The following is a 14,379-nucleotide window of genomic DNA, read 5'->3' on the forward strand; positions in this document are numbered from 1 at the left end:
CAGGGGATAGCGTTGAGTAAAGCAGCGGATGCAGCGGTGGCACTGGAACAAGCCTTTATGCGCGCAGCGCCGCCCAGCAAGAACAAACGCATGAGCGAAGATGCATGGCTGAAGGCGCTCAATCAATTTCACGCTGAGGCGAGAGAAATCCGGCGCCGTCATTCGCTAGGATTCCTTGCACGCGCCAAGGCGGCCTATCTCTTGCAGCAGAAACTGATTGCAGCTGGAATTCATGCGGATATCGTCCGCAAGGTTGTCTTCTCGCTCATTCTTAGCGCCTTTTCAGGCGAAAAATGAGTTTTCTACGAGAATTCGCCGCGCGTTATGCGCACAGCTGGCTGGAACGCTTTCGTAATCGTCACGGATTGTCAATTCCGGCCCTGCAGGTGACTTCGCATGATGGCGTATTCCGAAGATCGGCTACTGGAAAAAAATTGCTCCTGCATGTTGGCTGCGGACATGCAACGATTGACCACATCGGCCTTTCGGGCTTCAGTCGGCCTACATGGAGTGAAATCAGACTTGACGCCGACGAAACGGTGGCGCCGGACATAGTAGGTTCTATGACTGAAATGCCGTCTGTACCGAGCAAATCCGTTGATGCAGTATTTTCATCGCATGGGATAGAACATCTCTATTGGCATGATGTGCCGCGTACTCTCGCGGAGTTCTTTCGAGTCCTGCGTGATGATGGTTTTCTCGTTGTGGCTTGCCCCGACTTGCAGGCGGCAGCGCAAATGATTTCCGAGGACAGAATGTTCGACACTGCGTATATGTCTGCTGCCGGCCCGATTACGCCATTCGACATGGTTTTCAGTTATCGTCCCTTTGTTGAGGCCAATCCGCAATGGATGTCGCATCACTGCGGATTCACGCTTTCCACATTGTTGGCGGCATTGCGTGAGGCGAGTTTTGCGTCCGTATATGGTATTCGTCGCCCAGACGGTTTTGATCTTTGGGTGTTGGGTAGTAAATCACCTCGCACTACGGAGGAAATAGCGGCGCTGGCGGCACAATATCTGCCGGTCGTCGCTTGAACTATTATGCCGTTTGAACGCGTGATGCGTTGGATCGCTCGCTGGTTGGAGAGTCGCGGGCTGAACGATGTGGCAAACACTATCGACACCCGCATCGCGCATTCAGGAGACATCGAGGCGATGCACGCTATAGCCCGGCGGGCGCTCGAACGTGGAAAGCTTGCCGAAGCGATATCTCAGCTGGAAACTGCGCTTCAATTCAAGCCTGATGACCCGAGTCTATGGTGTACGCTCGGCGCCGCATATCGTCAAAATGACGATTTTGAGCTTGCGCGTACATCCTATGAGCGGGCGGTCGCGTTAAAGCCGAAATACCCTCAGGCACTGAGCAATCTGGGTGAGCTGTGCATCGCGCAAAGTCGCGCCCAAGAAGCGCTTGAATGGTTTGATCGGGCACTTATTTGTACACCTGAGTTCTTCGAGGCCAGGCTAAACAAGGTTGCCGCCTTATTCGAGTTGGCCCGGTATAACGATGCTCGCAAAGCGGCTGAACAATTGATTGTAGACGAGCCTGATCGTGCCGAAGCTTACCTGAATCTCGGGAATATCCTCATCCACACCGGCAAGGCAAAACAGGGCATCAAACAGTACAAAAAAGCTCTGGAGCTTCGGCCGCGCTATGCTGAGGCACATTTTAATCTTGCCACACTCCTTGGATCACGGGATGATTTGATCAATGCGATCGGGTATCTAGAACGTCAGATCAAGGAGCGCGGCGAGACGGTTCACCATATGGGGCTGCTCGCTGCGGCGCACCAAGCTTCGGGCCACCTCGCCAAAGCCAAGGATCTGGCACGGCGAGTTCTGGACCGTCAACCGGACAACATCAATGCTTTGGTAACCTTGGCATCTTGCTTAAGTGCTAGTGGGAATGCCGCGGAAGCATTGAAGCTTTATGAACAGGTGGTTAGGCTCGACAATACCCAGACCGGGATGGCTTCGAATGTACTTTTTGAAAGCAACAATCTTTCAGGGCTCGAGCGGCATGAAGTTTTCCGCAAGCATCGAGAATGGGCAACCCGCTTTGAAACACCGCTACTGAAATCAGTAGATTTTTCTGCGCACGATCGTAATCCCTCACGTAAGTTGCGCATCGGTTACATATCCGGTGATTTCATTCGGCATCCTGTCGGATTTTTGTTAAGGGACGTGCTTCGCTATCACGACAAGGATAAATTTGAGGTCCACTGCTTCTCCATGGTGAGCCGCTCCGAAGATCTCCTGCCTGACCTTCGCGATGCGGTGGATAAGTGGGAGGATATCTTTTTCCTGAGTGACGAGGAGGTGGTCGACCTTATACGCAAAGCGGAAATCGACATCTTGGTCGATCTCTCAGGTCACACTGCTCACAATCGTCTACTTGTTTTCGCACGTCGGCCGGCGCCGGTGCAGGTTGAATGGATTGGCTACTTCCACTCTACTGGGCTTACGTCGATCGACTACTTCATTACCGACCCCTATACCACGCCGATTGGAAGCGGACAATTATTTTCCGAAACGCCGGTTTTTATGCCGCATACCCGCTTCTGTTACGGCCCCCCTGAATACACGCCTGATGTCGTACCACCGCCGCTACTGAAGTCCGGAAGGGTCACGTTCGGCTCGTTTAATCGCCTGTCCAAAATTACCGACGAGGTTGCCGAAGCATGGGCACAAATACTTCGTGCAGTGCCGGATAGTCGCCTTCTGCTAAAAGCGGGGGCTTTGGCTGATACGATGGTTACGGAGCTTGTGAGCGAGCGCTTTGCAAAGTTAGGTATCGACCCGGATAGAATAGAGTTGCGAGAGGGATCATCTCATAGTGAGATGTTCATGCAATACGGTGATGTCGATATTGCCCTCGACACCTTTCCTTTCAACGGGGGCATGACGACCTTGGAAGCCTTGTGGATGGGCGTGCCGGTGATAACCATTGCAGGTAATAGCGTGGTCGCACGGCAGACAATTTCTGCCTTGGCGAACATTGGATTAGCGGAGGAATTGGCATTCCAGGACATTAAGGCGTATATCGCCGGTGCGATAGCACTCGCGAGAAATCCATCACGTATTACCGAATTGCGCGACAGAATCCGCCCACTTATGGCTGGCAGTCCGCTGCGTCAAGCTGACCAATTTGTCGACGACCTTGAGGCGCTATACCGACGAATGTGGCAGGCCTGGTGCAAAGGCGAGAAGCTAGCAGACGAAAGTCTGTTGATGTTCGCGTAAAGCTCACCTCCACACTGATCGCGCCGACCGGCGGTAATGGCGGAACCTTCACAGGTTCATTCGGCACCTTCAATAGTGGAGTGGCGACCGACACTGCATTCAACTGGGATGAGGTTGGCATCATCAGCCTTCGCTCCAGCATCCTGGATGCTGACTACCTTGGCGCTGGCGACGTGATCGTCACAAGCGGAACTTATGACCAGTTTGTCGGCCGTTTCATCCCGGCCAGCTGCGGGTTCTTCTGATGTTCACCATCTGGACTTCGACGCAGGTGCCAATTCGGTGAATGAGCGCAAGCTTGTTTTTACGAGCAAGAGCCGTCTCGGGCGCCTGATCTTTTCCAGTGAATACGGTTCGGAATTGCTGCCGCTGCCGATCCATGTCAGCACACAATACTGGAACGGGAGCACGTATCTCACCAACTCTCTTGATGACGCCACGACGTTCGCGACGAGCGCCGTGAGCATCAGCAACCCGAAGAAGAACCTCGCCTTGAATGAAGTGGCTATCTCTCCAGCCACGCCAGTGGTATTCAATAATGGGACGGGCGTCTTCCGGCTGGCAAAGCCGAGCGGTGGCGACGGCAAATATGATGGCAGCGTAGACCTCACGACAACAACGTTTCCCTATTTGCCGGCAAATTCCGGCCGTGCCACCTTCGGCGTCTACAAGTCCGGCCCCGTCATTTATATCCGGGAGATGTACTAAAAAATTGTACGCAAGCCTATCCAAAACCATCCAAAAATTTGGTGGTAAATTGCCCCATGGAAATCGTTGTGGCTACAAGGGCCCGATCCGGGAAAAATGATTGACAGCAATAGGTTATTAACTTAACTTCAGTCAAATTCTCAGATGAAACACGGATATGGGGTTTTTCGCAAAAGCCAAGAAAACTGCCGGTTTGCTTGCCATTCGCCTGCAGAAAGAAGGCATCAGCGCAGCCTGTGTCAAACGTTCTCCTTCTGGCCCACCCTCGGTGGAACTGCTGGCCTTTTTTCCTCTCGAAAAAAATTCTGATTTGGTTGCTTTGGAGAAAGCCGCAAAGGACCTGCACGCGAATCGCTATCAATGTGCCAACTTGCTCGCGGCCGGCGAATACCAGATCCTTTCCGTCGATGCGCCGAATGTGCCGCCGGATGAACTGAAGACGGCGGTCCGTTGGCGGCTGAAGGACATGCTGGACTTCCATGTCGATGACGCCACCATCGACGTGCTGGATGTGCCCCTCGACAAGAACGCGCCTTCACGTAATCACTCGATGTACGCCGTTGCTGCGCGTAACCAGTTGGTAAGCCAGCGGCAGACCTTGTTCAGCGATGCGAAGATTCCGCTGAGCGTGATCGATATCCCCGAGATGGCGCAGCGTAATATCGCGGCGCTGCTGGAACCGGAAGGGCGCGGCCTCGCTTTCCTTTCGTTCGATGCGGAAGGCGGTCTGCTGACCGTGTCTTATGCGGGCGAGCTTTATCTCGCGCGCCGCATTGACGTTACGCCAGACCAGTTCGCGCAGCCGGACGCCGAGCAGAATGCCGCTGTGTTCGACCGTATCACCCTGGAGCTGCAGCGTTCGCTGGATCACTTCGACCGGCAATACCACTTCATCACCATCGCAAAACTCGTGCTGTCCCCGTCGCTGGCGGAGTCGGGCCTGCAGGCTTATCTTGCTTCGAACCTTTATCTGCCTGTGGAGGCATTGAACCTCGAAACGGTCCTGGATATTTCGAAGGCGGCCGAACTCAGGTCGCCGGAAGCGCAGCAGCGTCATTTCCTGACACTGGGGGCGGCGCTGCGCCATGAGGAGAAGGCGCTGTGAGTCAGCAGATCAATCTCTTCAATCCGATCTTCCTCAAGCAGAAAAAGTATTTTTCCGCTGTGACCATGATCCAGGCGCTTGGCATGATCCTGGGGGGGTGTCTGCTGGTGGGCGCCTATGCTTATTACCAGGTGAAGGCGCAGGAGAGGGAAGCGGCTTTGACGACGTCACAACTGGCGCTGGTCCAGGCGCAGCTGGCCAAGGTGAATGCGAGTTACGGGCCGGCGCAGAAGAGCAAGGCGCTGGAAGAGGAATTGCACCGGACGGAAACGGAAGTGAAATCGATGCAGCAGGTATTCGCGATCCTGCAGAAGGGCGAGTTCGGCAACACGAAGGGTTATGCGGAATACCTGCGTGCCTTCGCGCGCCAGATCGTGAATGGTTTGTGGCTGACAGGCTTCAGCATTGAGGGTGCCGGAAGCGAAATCGCGATTCGCGGACGTGCGCTGCAACCTGGCCTGGTGCCGGCCTATATCGGCAGGCTCAGGAACGAAGCTGTGCTGCAGGGAAAGTCGTTTGCTGCGCTCGATATGCGTTTGCCACCATCCGAACCGGGCGACAAGGAGAAAGTCGCAGCGGCATCCGCCACAGCGAAGCCACATCAGCCTGCGTATATCGAATTCAGCCTGCAATCCTCTGGCGCAATGAAGGACGGCAGGGCCGGCACTCCCGGAGCGGCGAACCAATGAAGCAGTACTGGCAACGCACCGCACTGAAGATCGACGCGCTGACGCTGCGCGAACGCGCGATCATTTTCATGATGTCGGCACTGATCCTGGTGGTGCTGGTCAATACGGCGCTGCTCGATCCGCAATACGCGAAGCAGAAGCAGCTCTCCGAGCGCATCAAACAGGAGCAGGGGAAGATCGCTGCGATGCAGGCCGAGATCCAGCAGAAGATGACCGCGCAAAGTGCCGATCCTGACAGGGAGAACAAGGCGCGGCTGCAGCAGTTGAAGCAGCAGCTGGTGCAGATGCAGTCGACGCTGCAGGGCGTGCAGAAGGGGCTTGTCCCGCCGGACAGGATGGCTGCGCTGCTGGAGGACATCCTGAAAAGGAATGGCAGGTTGCGTCTGGTGTCCCTGACCACACTGCCCGTCTCCGGCGTGACCGAAGCCCTGCCGCAGGCAAAAGCGGCGGTGGAAGAGAGCGCCGTCCGGTCCGCCAGCAAGCCAGCCGCTTCCGCTGCTGCGGAAAAACCTGCCGGGGAATCGATCTACCGGCACGGCGTAGAGATCGTGGTGCAGGGCGGGTACATGGACATGCTCGATTACCTTGCCCAGCTCGAATCCATGCCGTGGCAGCTGTTTTGGGGAAAGGCGAAGCTGGAGACAGATGAATATCCAAAGGCCACGCTGACCTTGACACTTTATACTTTGAGCCTGGACAAAAAATGGCTCAATATATAAACATGGCTGCCGGAAAAGCCGTCATTCGCAATTTGGCCGTGGCGCTGCTATGCGGCGGATCGCTGCAAGCCGCGGCACAGGCCTTGACCGACCCGACGCGTCCGCCGGCGGTGGTGAATGCCGACGCACAGGCAGGCGAAGTGGCCACGGGGCCGGTGTTGCAGTCGATCCTGATTTCGTCGCACCGGGCCGAGGCGATCATCAACGGCAGGACGGTGAAAGCGGGGGACAAGGTTGGCGAAGCAACGGTTGTCAGGATTACCGAAAGTGAGGTCTTGTTACGCAATGGCAGGGAGCAGCAGGCGCTGAAGCTTTTCCCGAATATCGAAAAGCAGCCCGGCCGCGGTGCAGCGACGCCGCAGCGGGCAAAAGGTGGTAACAAGGGCACATCCTAGAATGAAAAGAATTATATTAATTGCAATTGCGTCAAGTCTGCTCGGGTGCGAGTCTTCACCCAGGCGCGAGACTTACGACCTGATCTCCGCCGAAATGAAAAAGGCGACGGAAGAAGCGTCGAAGCAAGCGCAATCGCGCCCTGATGCCGTATCCGCCGCCCTGCTGCCGCCGATCAGCATCGAATTGCCGAAGCCGAAGAAACCGATGGAAGAGCGCTTCAGCCTGGCGCTCAACAATGTCCCCGCCGCCCAGTTCTTCATGGCGATCGCCTCCGGGACGCGCTACAGCATGCTCGTTCATCCGGACGTGACGGGTACGCTGTCAGCCAACCTGAAAGATGTCACCTTGTTCGAGGCGCTGGACGCCATCCGCGAACTGTACGGCTATGACTATCAGGTCGACGGAACGCGCATCTATGTCAAGCCGCTGACCCTGCAGACCCGCGTATTCACGGTCAATTACCTGACCGCCAACCGCAAGGGTACATCGGATATCCGCGTGACTTCGGGCTCGGTGAGCGATGCATCGACCTCCGGCGCCAGCCCCGCGCAGGCCGGTGGCCAGACCCTGCCGGCACCCGGTTCCGGCACTACCAGCCAGGCGCTCAACAGCAGCAAGATCAGCACCACGTCCAGCAGCGATTTCTGGAGCGAGTTGAAGGCATCGCTTGAGGCGATCGTCGGCAACAAGGAGGGACGCAGCGTCGTGGTCAGCCCGCAATCCGGCGTGGTGGTGGTGCGCGCAATGTGGGACGAGCTGAAGAGCGTCAATGCCTACCTGAAGGCCGCGCAGCTGGCCGTGGACCGCCAGGTGATCCTCGAGGCGAAGATTCTGGAAGTGCAGCTGAACGACAGCTTCCAGAACGGCATTAACTGGGCTTCATTCGCCTCGATCACGGGTATCGGCGACAACCGTGTCGCGACCGGCTTCCTGTCACCCGGAACCAGCCTTGCTTCTGCCGCACGACTGAATACGCTGACAACCACCGTCAACAGTACCAATCCGACTACCGGCGCTGTGGGCAATGCGACGGTTACAGCCAACACCGCGCTCGATCTTGGAGTCGCGGGCAGTGCAGCCGGATCACTGTTCGGACTCGCCTTCCAGACCAACAATTTCGCTGCGCTGATCTCCTTCCTCGAGACCCAAGGCTCAGTGCATGTGCTGTCGAGCCCGCGCATTGCCACGCTGAACAACCAGAAGGCGGTGCTCAAGGTCGGCAAGGATGAGTTCTTCGTTACCAACATCAGTTCGAGCACCGTTGCCACCGGCACCACGACGACGACCAGCCCAAGCGTGACAGTCCAGCCCTTCTTCTCCGGCGTAGCGCTGGACGTCACGCCGCAGATCGACGAAGACGGCAACATCATCCTGCACATCCATCCCTCGGTCAGTAACGTCACGACCGTGGACAAGCCGCTGAACCTGGGGACCGCGGGCTCTTTCAGCCTGCCCCTTGCTTCCAGCACCGTGTCGGAAACAGACAGCGTTGTGCGCGGCCAGGACGGGCAGATTGTGGCGATCGGTGGCCTGATGCGGCAAGCGTCGACGTCCGACCGCTCGCAGATCCCGGGAGCCGGCGACCTGCCGGTGCTCGGCGGCCTGTTCAGCAACAACAACCGGCTCACCCAGAAGCGCGAGCTGGTCATCCTGCTGAAGCCGACCATCGTTCAGGGCAGCAGCACCTGGGCGCAGGACATGGCCGAAAGCCAGCGGCGCATCCAGGCGCTGGAGCCGCGCGCCGGCATATCACTGGAAACAAGGTAGTCATGTACAAAGCGCACTTTGGCCTGCGTGAACTGCCATTCGGCATCACTCCCGACACCAGCTTCTTCTTCGCCTGCTCCAACTATCAGGAGGCGTTGAACACCTTGCTCGTCGCGACGAAGAATGGCGAGGGCTTCATCAAGATCACCGGCGAAGTCGGTGTCGGCAAGACGCTGTTGTGCCGCAAGTTCCTGTCGACGCTCGACAAGGCCTTCGTCACCGCCTACATACCCAATCCCTTCCTGGAGCCGCGCGCATTGATGCTCGCGCTGGCGGACGAACTCGAAATCCCGCAGGAAAAGGATGTCGACCAGCACCACCTGCTGAAGGCGATCAATCACCGCCTGCTAGTGCTCGCCCGCGAGGGCAAGCGCGTGGTGCTGTGTCTCGACGAAGCTCAGGCAATGCCGATCGAGACGCTGGAAGCATTGCGGCTGCTGACGAATCTTGAAACCGAAAAGCGCAAGCTGCTGCAGATCGTGATGTTTGGCCAGCCCGAGTTGAACAGGAAGCTGGAGCAGGAAGCCATTCGTCAGTTGAACCAGCGCATCGGCTTCCACTATCATCTGGGGCCGCTGACGAAGGATGACATGGAGTTTTACGTCGCGCACCGTCTCAGCGTGGCCGGATACGCGGGAAGCAGGCTGTTCAATCGCGGTGCCGTACGCGCGCTCCATGCCGCCAGCGGCGGGATTCCCCGGCTGGTGAACATCCTTTCCCACAAGTCGCTCATGCTTGCGTTTGGCGAAGGTAAACAGCAGATACAGACACGCCATGTGAAGGCGGCAGCAAGCGATACCGGGGCGGCAAAGAAGAGCATCTGGCCCTGGGTCTGGGCAGGCGGAGTGTTGTTGCTGCTCGCTGGCACCGGCGCAGGATGGGCTTATTTCAGATGAGTCTGATCAACCAGATGTTGCAGGAGCTGGATGCACGCCGCGTCGAGCCGGGCGGCACCAGCCCATTTGGCCAGCAGGTGAGGGCCGTTGCCGAGCGTCGTGGCATTCATCCGGCATGGTGGGTTGCGCTCGCGCTGGCTGGCGCGCTGGCGGGTGTGGTGGCGTGGGTTCTCCTTCGTTCACCGCCGCCAGTTCCTGCGCAAGCCGTGCGCCTGCCGCTCAAGCTGGATGCCAATATGGATGCACCGCCATCCGTGCCGGAAGCTACCACGCCGCAGCAGGCAACGGGCCAGGTTGGTGCTCCGGCTTCGTCGACAGCCGTGCCGGCCGAATCGAAAGAAGCGGAGCCACAACCACAACCACAACCACAACCACAGGAACAGCCGGCACCAGCCAGGGAAACCCCGGCTATGTCGAAGCAGCCTGAAAAGCAGGTGCCTGCGGGCCGCCCTGTCACAGTCAAAGAGCCGGTCAAGCCTGCGCCCTCCAATGCCGTTCCCGATGTTGCCAGGATCGTGCCGGTAGCGAAAAAGCTTGCCGATGCGCCCCCCGCCAGGGCGCCTGATGTGGCGCCGCCGGTGCAGAAACAGTTCAAGGAATTTACTGCGCAGCAGCGGGCAGAGAATGAATATCGCAAGGCAATCAATTTGCTCGAGCAGGGAAAGATGGCAGACGCGATTGCAGGACTTGAGCAGGCCTTGCAGATGGATGCGAATCACGCAGCCGCGCGTCAGGCGCTGATCGGCGCCCTGCTGGAGAACAAGCGGCAGGATGATGCCCTGAAAAAGGCGCGCGAAGGACTGGCACTCGATTCGGCCCAGCCCGGCCTCGCCATGATCGCCGCGCGCCTGCAACTGGACAAAGGTGAGCTGCGCCCCGCCATCGAAACGCTGGAACACAGCTTACCCTCCGGTGCCGAGCGGGCCGACTACCAGGCATTCCTGGCGGCGCTGCTGCAACGCGATGAACAGCACAAGAAGGCCATCGAGCACTACTTGCAGGCAGTGCAAAAGGCGCCGCAGAACGGCGTCTGGTGGATGGGCCTGGGGATTTCCCTGCAATCGGAACATCGTGTGCCCGAGGCACAGGAGGCGTTCCGGCGCGCCAAGGCAAGCAGCAGCCTGACAGCCGAGCTGCAGGCATTCGTCGAACGCAGGCTGATCCAGTTACAGCACTGACGGCCGCAGGATCATGTGGACCATTAGATTACCTTGCCTGCAGTTGCAGGATCCAGCAGCTTGTCGTAATACTGCGGCTTGAAGTCCTTGATCCGTTCGATCAGTGCCGCCGGCGTGGACTCGTGAATTAGCATGGAGGCCTGTTCCGCGCGCAGGAAGCGCTCGTTGACCACATGCTGCAGAAAAGCGATCAGGCCATCGTAGAACCCGTTCACGTTCAGCAGCCCGATCGCCTTGTTGTGAAACCCGAGCTGCGACCAGGTAAAGACCTCGAACAATTCCTCGAGGGTGCCGATACCGCCCGGCATCGCAATGAATCCACTGGACAGCTCCGCCATCAACGCCTTGCGCTCATGCATGTCCTTGACGATGTGCAGGCGCGTCAGCCCGATGTGGCCCACCTCCTTGTCCATCAGCGCCTTCGGGATCACGCCGGTGGCTTCGCCGCCGAGGCGCATCACTTCGTCGGCGATGACACCCATGAGACCGACGTTGCCGCCGCCGTAGACCAGTCCGATGTTGTCGTCGACCATCGCTTTGGCAAGCATGCGTGCGGCATCGGCATATTCCGGGGAGGCACCGACAGAGGAGCCGCAATAGACGCAGAGTGACTTCATGGGATTCCAGTGAAAATGCGAGTTAACAATGCGAGCTGGGCTCGCTTGCAGGAAGAGAAGTTTCGTTCGTTCCAATTATAAGAGCGCCCGGAAAAATGCGTTGAAGCGGTGCAATTTGCTGGGCGCACCGGAGGTGAAGAGGATGCCGGATGCGTCGAAGGCAGTCAGCCTTCCAGTTCGTCCTTCGCCAGTTCGACGTCGAGGCGTTCCATCGCATCCTTCGGCTCGCAGGCGACGGCTTCTTCATACAGTGCAATCGCCTCGTCCATCTTCTTCTTACCCTCAAGCATGACCATGCCGTTCGCATATTCGATGCGGGCGATGGCGGAGTCAGGGTTGAGCTTGAGCGCTGCCTTGAACAGCTTGATGCCTTCCTCCTTCTTCGCACCATAGGTCAGGCCGCCGATCATCGCGCCAACCTTGTCGATGATTTCAGCGTGGTAGGTGCCGAGGCCGATGTGCGCGTCGGCGTGCTTGGGTGCGAGCTTGATGGTCATGTCGAGGCTGTGCTTGACCTTGTTGCCGATACCCTGCGAAAGCGCCTTGACGATCGAGATACCCTGCGCATAGCGACCGAGGGAGTAGGCGTGCCAGTACCATGCCGCGGGATTCTTCGGCTGTTCCTTCTGCTGCTCCTCGCAGCGTTGCGCTACCTGCTCGAAGAGGGCCAGTTTCTTCTTTTCAGACTTCTCGAGATAGTTGGCATAGATCGCGGTCGCCTTGTTCGCGACCGCATAGCCGGCCATGCCTTGCTCGAGTCCGAGCTTGGCCGCTTTTTCAAATTCCCCCGCGTGGAACGCGATCCACGCATCGACCAGCGCCGCGTCCTTCGGAAACGGCTCCGCATCGCCGGCATGCAGCCGTGCCCATGCTTTCTTCAAGCTTGCCGGGCTGTAGGTGTATGCATCGTCGGGATAGGGGAATTTGCTCCACGCCATGGTGTTTTCCTTATTTAAGTTTTTTTAGATATTCCTCGGCGAGTTTCTCGAACAGCAGCTGCGTCTCGCCACGCAGGTAGGGGCCGATCAGAGCGAGTACCTGGTAGCAGCCGCGCGCCAGCGCATCGGCCATGGCCTCCTGCTCGGTATATTTGCGCGGATTGCGCACGTATTCATACGACAGCCAGTAAGTGCCGACGACGACGATATTGGTCGCCAGCGCGTCGATTTCCCTGTCGGTCGCCTCCAGCGCCTTGTCCTCTCGCAGCCCGATGCATAGCTCCCGTGCGACCTTGGTCTTGTGCGCCAGGATTTGCTTGAAATGCAATTCCAGCTTGCGGTTGCGCGACAACAGGTCACTCAGGTCACGGTAAAAGAAGCGGTAGCGCCACACCAGTTCGAAGCTCAGGTGCAGGTACAGCCATACGTCCTCCATGTTCGGGCGGCGGCCCTCCGGGATGGACAGCATGCGTCCGATCTCAGCCTCGAACTGCGCGAACAGCGAGTTGACGATGTCGTCCTTGTTGCGGAAGTGGTAGTACAGGTTGCCGGGGGAGATGTTCATTTCCTCGGCGATGACGGTGGTGGTGATGTTGGGCTCGCCAAACTCGTTGAACAGGCGAAGTGACAGTTCGAGGATGCGCTCGCGCGTGCGGCGAGGAGCCTTGTGTAGCATGCTAGTTGCCTCCCGGTGCTGTTTTGATTTTTCGACTAGCATATCACCGATAAAACATTCCACAAGTGCGAGTCATTAGCCCGCGACGATCTTCAGATGTCGCTCCAGGCTGTCGAGCGTGTCCGTCAAACGATTGATCCCGAAACGATCCTCCTTTTCATTTGTCGGCTTCTTGACCAGGGTCAGACTCGTGTCGCGCAGAACTGACAGCTTGAGCCTCAGTCCATGACGTTCCAGCATCGGGCCGATTTGCGTGCGTCGCTGCCACAGCATCATGCGCGTGTTCTGGTACGCGTTTTCACACATGCGGCGCCGGCTTGTATAGCTGAACAGGTTGGTGAAGAACATGTCCGCGTCTTCCGTGCTGGGCTCGATCAGGAGGATGTCGGAGCCCGGATATTTCACTGAATAGTTCGCCAGCCCGATTTCAACCCGCGAGTGAATGATGGCGCGCAGTGACTGGGACAGCACGGAGAGCAGACCGCCCTGTGCGACCTTGCCCGCCGGATGGAGCGAGCGGGCGTTATAGGGCACGATGGGATTCAGGCACAGGACGAGGTCGACTTCTTCATCCAGCGCGATCGACGCATGCAGCGTCTTGCGCAATGCGCCATCGACGAAATAGCGGCCGTCGATTTCCACCGGCGGGAATAACCCGGGTACGGCGGCGCTTGCCTGCGCGGCTTTGGAAATCGGCACATGATCGAAATCCGGATGGCCGAATCGGATCGGCTCACCGGAGTCGAGATCGGTTGCGACGATGACCAGCCGGTGCTTCAGTTTGCGGAAATCGTTGGTCCGCCCCTTGACGGAAAACGCCTTCTGCATGAATTCATGAATGCCTTCGCCTGACAGTATGCCCGTTGGCAGGGCGCTCTTGATGCGTTCCAGCGAATTGGCGATACTGGATTTTCCGCCCCGGCGGAGGTAATGGTAAAGACCGCTGATGAGCAGGATCGGAAAGGCCGCGACGCGGATACCGAACTCTTCCCAGGCCGGGCGGAGCAGGATTTCCGGCTTGAACAACTCCTCGTCGCCATGCCTGGTATCGCTTTCGACAAACAGCCTGCACATTTCATGCGGTGTGATGCCATTGGCAAGGCCGGCCGCAACGATGCCGCCGGCACTGATGCCGACGTAGATGGCGGCATCGTTCAGGTCGAGGCCTTCGATCGATTCCTCGAGCGCCGCCAGCGCCCCGATTTCATAGACAGCGCCGAGCGGGCCGCCACCGGCAAGCGCCAGCCCGACGCGCGGAGCCGGGCGGGTAGGGCCGCGTCGCGGAGCCGGGTGCGGGGAAAGTGTTCTGGAAGTTCGTTTGGCTGTCATATAACTCAGGTACGATGCTGATCTGGCAAGTCCATACCGCAATACGCGATATGACCCCTTTCAATCAAATGTAGTACCCATATCGCCGATTGCAACAGGCGTGAAAAAGGCTTGTG

At 58.1% G+C, this 14,379-nt stretch carries 17 protein-coding genes; 12 read left to right on the plus strand and 5 right to left on the minus strand.

Features of this window, described 5'->3' with window-relative positions:
- Positions 1–12 precede the first annotated feature (12 nt).
- From VJ698_RS09250 to VJ698_RS09265, 5 genes are read left to right on the plus strand one after another with little or no spacing between them, the layout of a single operon-like run.
- Positions 13–297 carry a hypothetical protein gene (locus VJ698_RS09250; protein WP_324102451.1) on the plus strand — a complete coding sequence of 95 codons (285 nt, stop codon included), beginning with the start codon at positions 13–15 and terminating at the stop codon, positions 295–297.
- A complete protein-coding gene (locus VJ698_RS09255) occupies positions 294–1,037 on the plus strand; it encodes a class I SAM-dependent methyltransferase (protein WP_324102452.1) in 744 nt (247 codons plus the stop codon). The genes VJ698_RS09250 and VJ698_RS09255 overlap by 4 nt, the downstream gene beginning before the upstream one ends.
- Positions 1,038–1,043: 6 nt before the next feature.
- The gene (locus VJ698_RS09260; protein ID WP_324102453.1) at positions 1,044–3,245 is read left to right on the plus strand and encodes a tetratricopeptide repeat protein; all 2,202 of its coding nucleotides are present in this window, start codon (positions 1,044–1,046) and stop codon (positions 3,243–3,245) included.
- The gene (locus tag VJ698_RS24595) at positions 3,197–3,490 is read left to right on the plus strand and encodes a DUF6701 domain-containing protein (protein WP_414691137.1); all 294 of its coding nucleotides are present in this window, start codon (positions 3,197–3,199) and stop codon (positions 3,488–3,490) included. The genes VJ698_RS09260 and VJ698_RS24595 overlap by 49 nt, the downstream gene beginning before the upstream one ends.
- On the plus strand, positions 3,441–3,953 hold the full coding sequence (locus VJ698_RS09265) for a DUF6701 domain-containing protein (protein ID WP_324102454.1): 513 nt from the start codon (positions 3,441–3,443) through the stop codon (positions 3,951–3,953). The genes VJ698_RS24595 and VJ698_RS09265 overlap by 50 nt, the downstream gene beginning before the upstream one ends.
- Positions 3,954–3,969: 16 nt before the next feature.
- Here VJ698_RS09265 and VJ698_RS09270 read toward each other — a convergent pair whose 3' ends face one another.
- A complete protein-coding gene (locus VJ698_RS09270) occupies positions 3,970–4,434 on the minus strand; it encodes a hypothetical protein (RefSeq protein ID WP_324102455.1) in 465 nt (154 codons plus the stop codon).
- Here VJ698_RS09270 and VJ698_RS09275 point away from each other — a divergent pair.
- The 7 genes from VJ698_RS09275 to VJ698_RS09305 are packed head-to-tail and all read left to right on the plus strand — an operon-like array spanning position 4,420 to position 10,703.
- Entirely contained in the window at positions 4,420–5,058 is a 639-nt protein-coding gene (locus VJ698_RS09275; protein WP_324102456.1) for an agglutinin biogenesis protein MshI, read from the plus strand. The two genes, VJ698_RS09270 and VJ698_RS09275, sit on opposite strands and share 15 nt — an antisense overlap.
- A complete protein-coding gene (locus VJ698_RS09280; RefSeq protein ID WP_324102457.1) occupies positions 5,055–5,747 on the plus strand; it encodes a PilN domain-containing protein in 693 nt (230 codons plus the stop codon). The genes VJ698_RS09275 and VJ698_RS09280 overlap by 4 nt, the downstream gene beginning before the upstream one ends.
- On the plus strand, positions 5,744–6,466 hold the full coding sequence (locus tag VJ698_RS09285) for an MSHA biogenesis protein MshJ (RefSeq protein ID WP_324102458.1): 723 nt from the start codon (positions 5,744–5,746) through the stop codon (positions 6,464–6,466). Before VJ698_RS09280 ends, VJ698_RS09285 begins: the two co-directional genes overlap by 4 nt.
- Entirely contained in the window at positions 6,451–6,861 is a 411-nt protein-coding gene (locus VJ698_RS09290; protein WP_324102459.1) for an MSHA biogenesis protein MshK, read from the plus strand. The genes VJ698_RS09285 and VJ698_RS09290 overlap by 16 nt, the downstream gene beginning before the upstream one ends.
- A 1-nt stretch (position 6,862) precedes the next feature.
- Positions 6,863–8,629: a pilus (MSHA type) biogenesis protein MshL gene (gene mshL / locus VJ698_RS09295; RefSeq protein WP_324102460.1), complete on the plus strand. Its 1,767-nt coding sequence runs from the start codon at positions 6,863–6,865 to the stop codon at positions 8,627–8,629.
- 2 nt (positions 8,630–8,631) lie between these two features.
- Entirely contained in the window at positions 8,632–9,525 is an 894-nt protein-coding gene (locus tag VJ698_RS09300) for an ExeA family protein (protein ID WP_324102461.1), read from the plus strand.
- Entirely contained in the window at positions 9,522–10,703 is a 1,182-nt protein-coding gene (locus tag VJ698_RS09305; RefSeq protein ID WP_324102462.1) for a tetratricopeptide repeat protein, read from the plus strand. Before VJ698_RS09300 ends, VJ698_RS09305 begins: the two co-directional genes overlap by 4 nt.
- Positions 10,704–10,726: 23 nt before the next feature.
- On the opposite strand, the gene VJ698_RS09310 is transcribed toward VJ698_RS09305, so the two are convergent.
- The 4 genes from VJ698_RS09310 to VJ698_RS09325 all read right to left on the minus strand — a co-directional run bounded on the left by VJ698_RS09310 (position 10,727) and on the right by VJ698_RS09325 (position 14,263).
- Positions 10,727–11,320: a TIGR00730 family Rossman fold protein gene (locus VJ698_RS09310; protein WP_324102463.1), complete on the minus strand. Its 594-nt coding sequence runs from the start codon at positions 11,318–11,320 to the stop codon at positions 10,727–10,729.
- A gap of 164 nt (positions 11,321–11,484) precedes the next feature.
- Entirely contained in the window at positions 11,485–12,258 is a 774-nt protein-coding gene (locus VJ698_RS09315) for a tetratricopeptide repeat protein (protein WP_324102464.1), read from the minus strand.
- Positions 12,259–12,268: 10 nt separating this feature from the next.
- Positions 12,269–12,934 (minus strand): TetR/AcrR family transcriptional regulator, encoded by a 666-nt coding sequence (locus VJ698_RS09320; protein WP_324102465.1) that lies wholly within the window; start codon positions 12,932–12,934, stop codon positions 12,269–12,271.
- A 75-nt stretch (positions 12,935–13,009) separates the two neighbouring features.
- Entirely contained in the window at positions 13,010–14,263 is a 1,254-nt protein-coding gene (locus tag VJ698_RS09325) for a patatin-like phospholipase family protein (RefSeq protein ID WP_324102466.1), read from the minus strand.
- Between the last annotated feature and the right edge of the window lie 116 nt (positions 14,264–14,379).

It is taken from the genome of Noviherbaspirillum sp., assembly GCF_035254685.1.
Classification (GTDB): Bacteria; Pseudomonadota; Gammaproteobacteria; order Burkholderiales; family Burkholderiaceae_D; genus Noviherbaspirillum.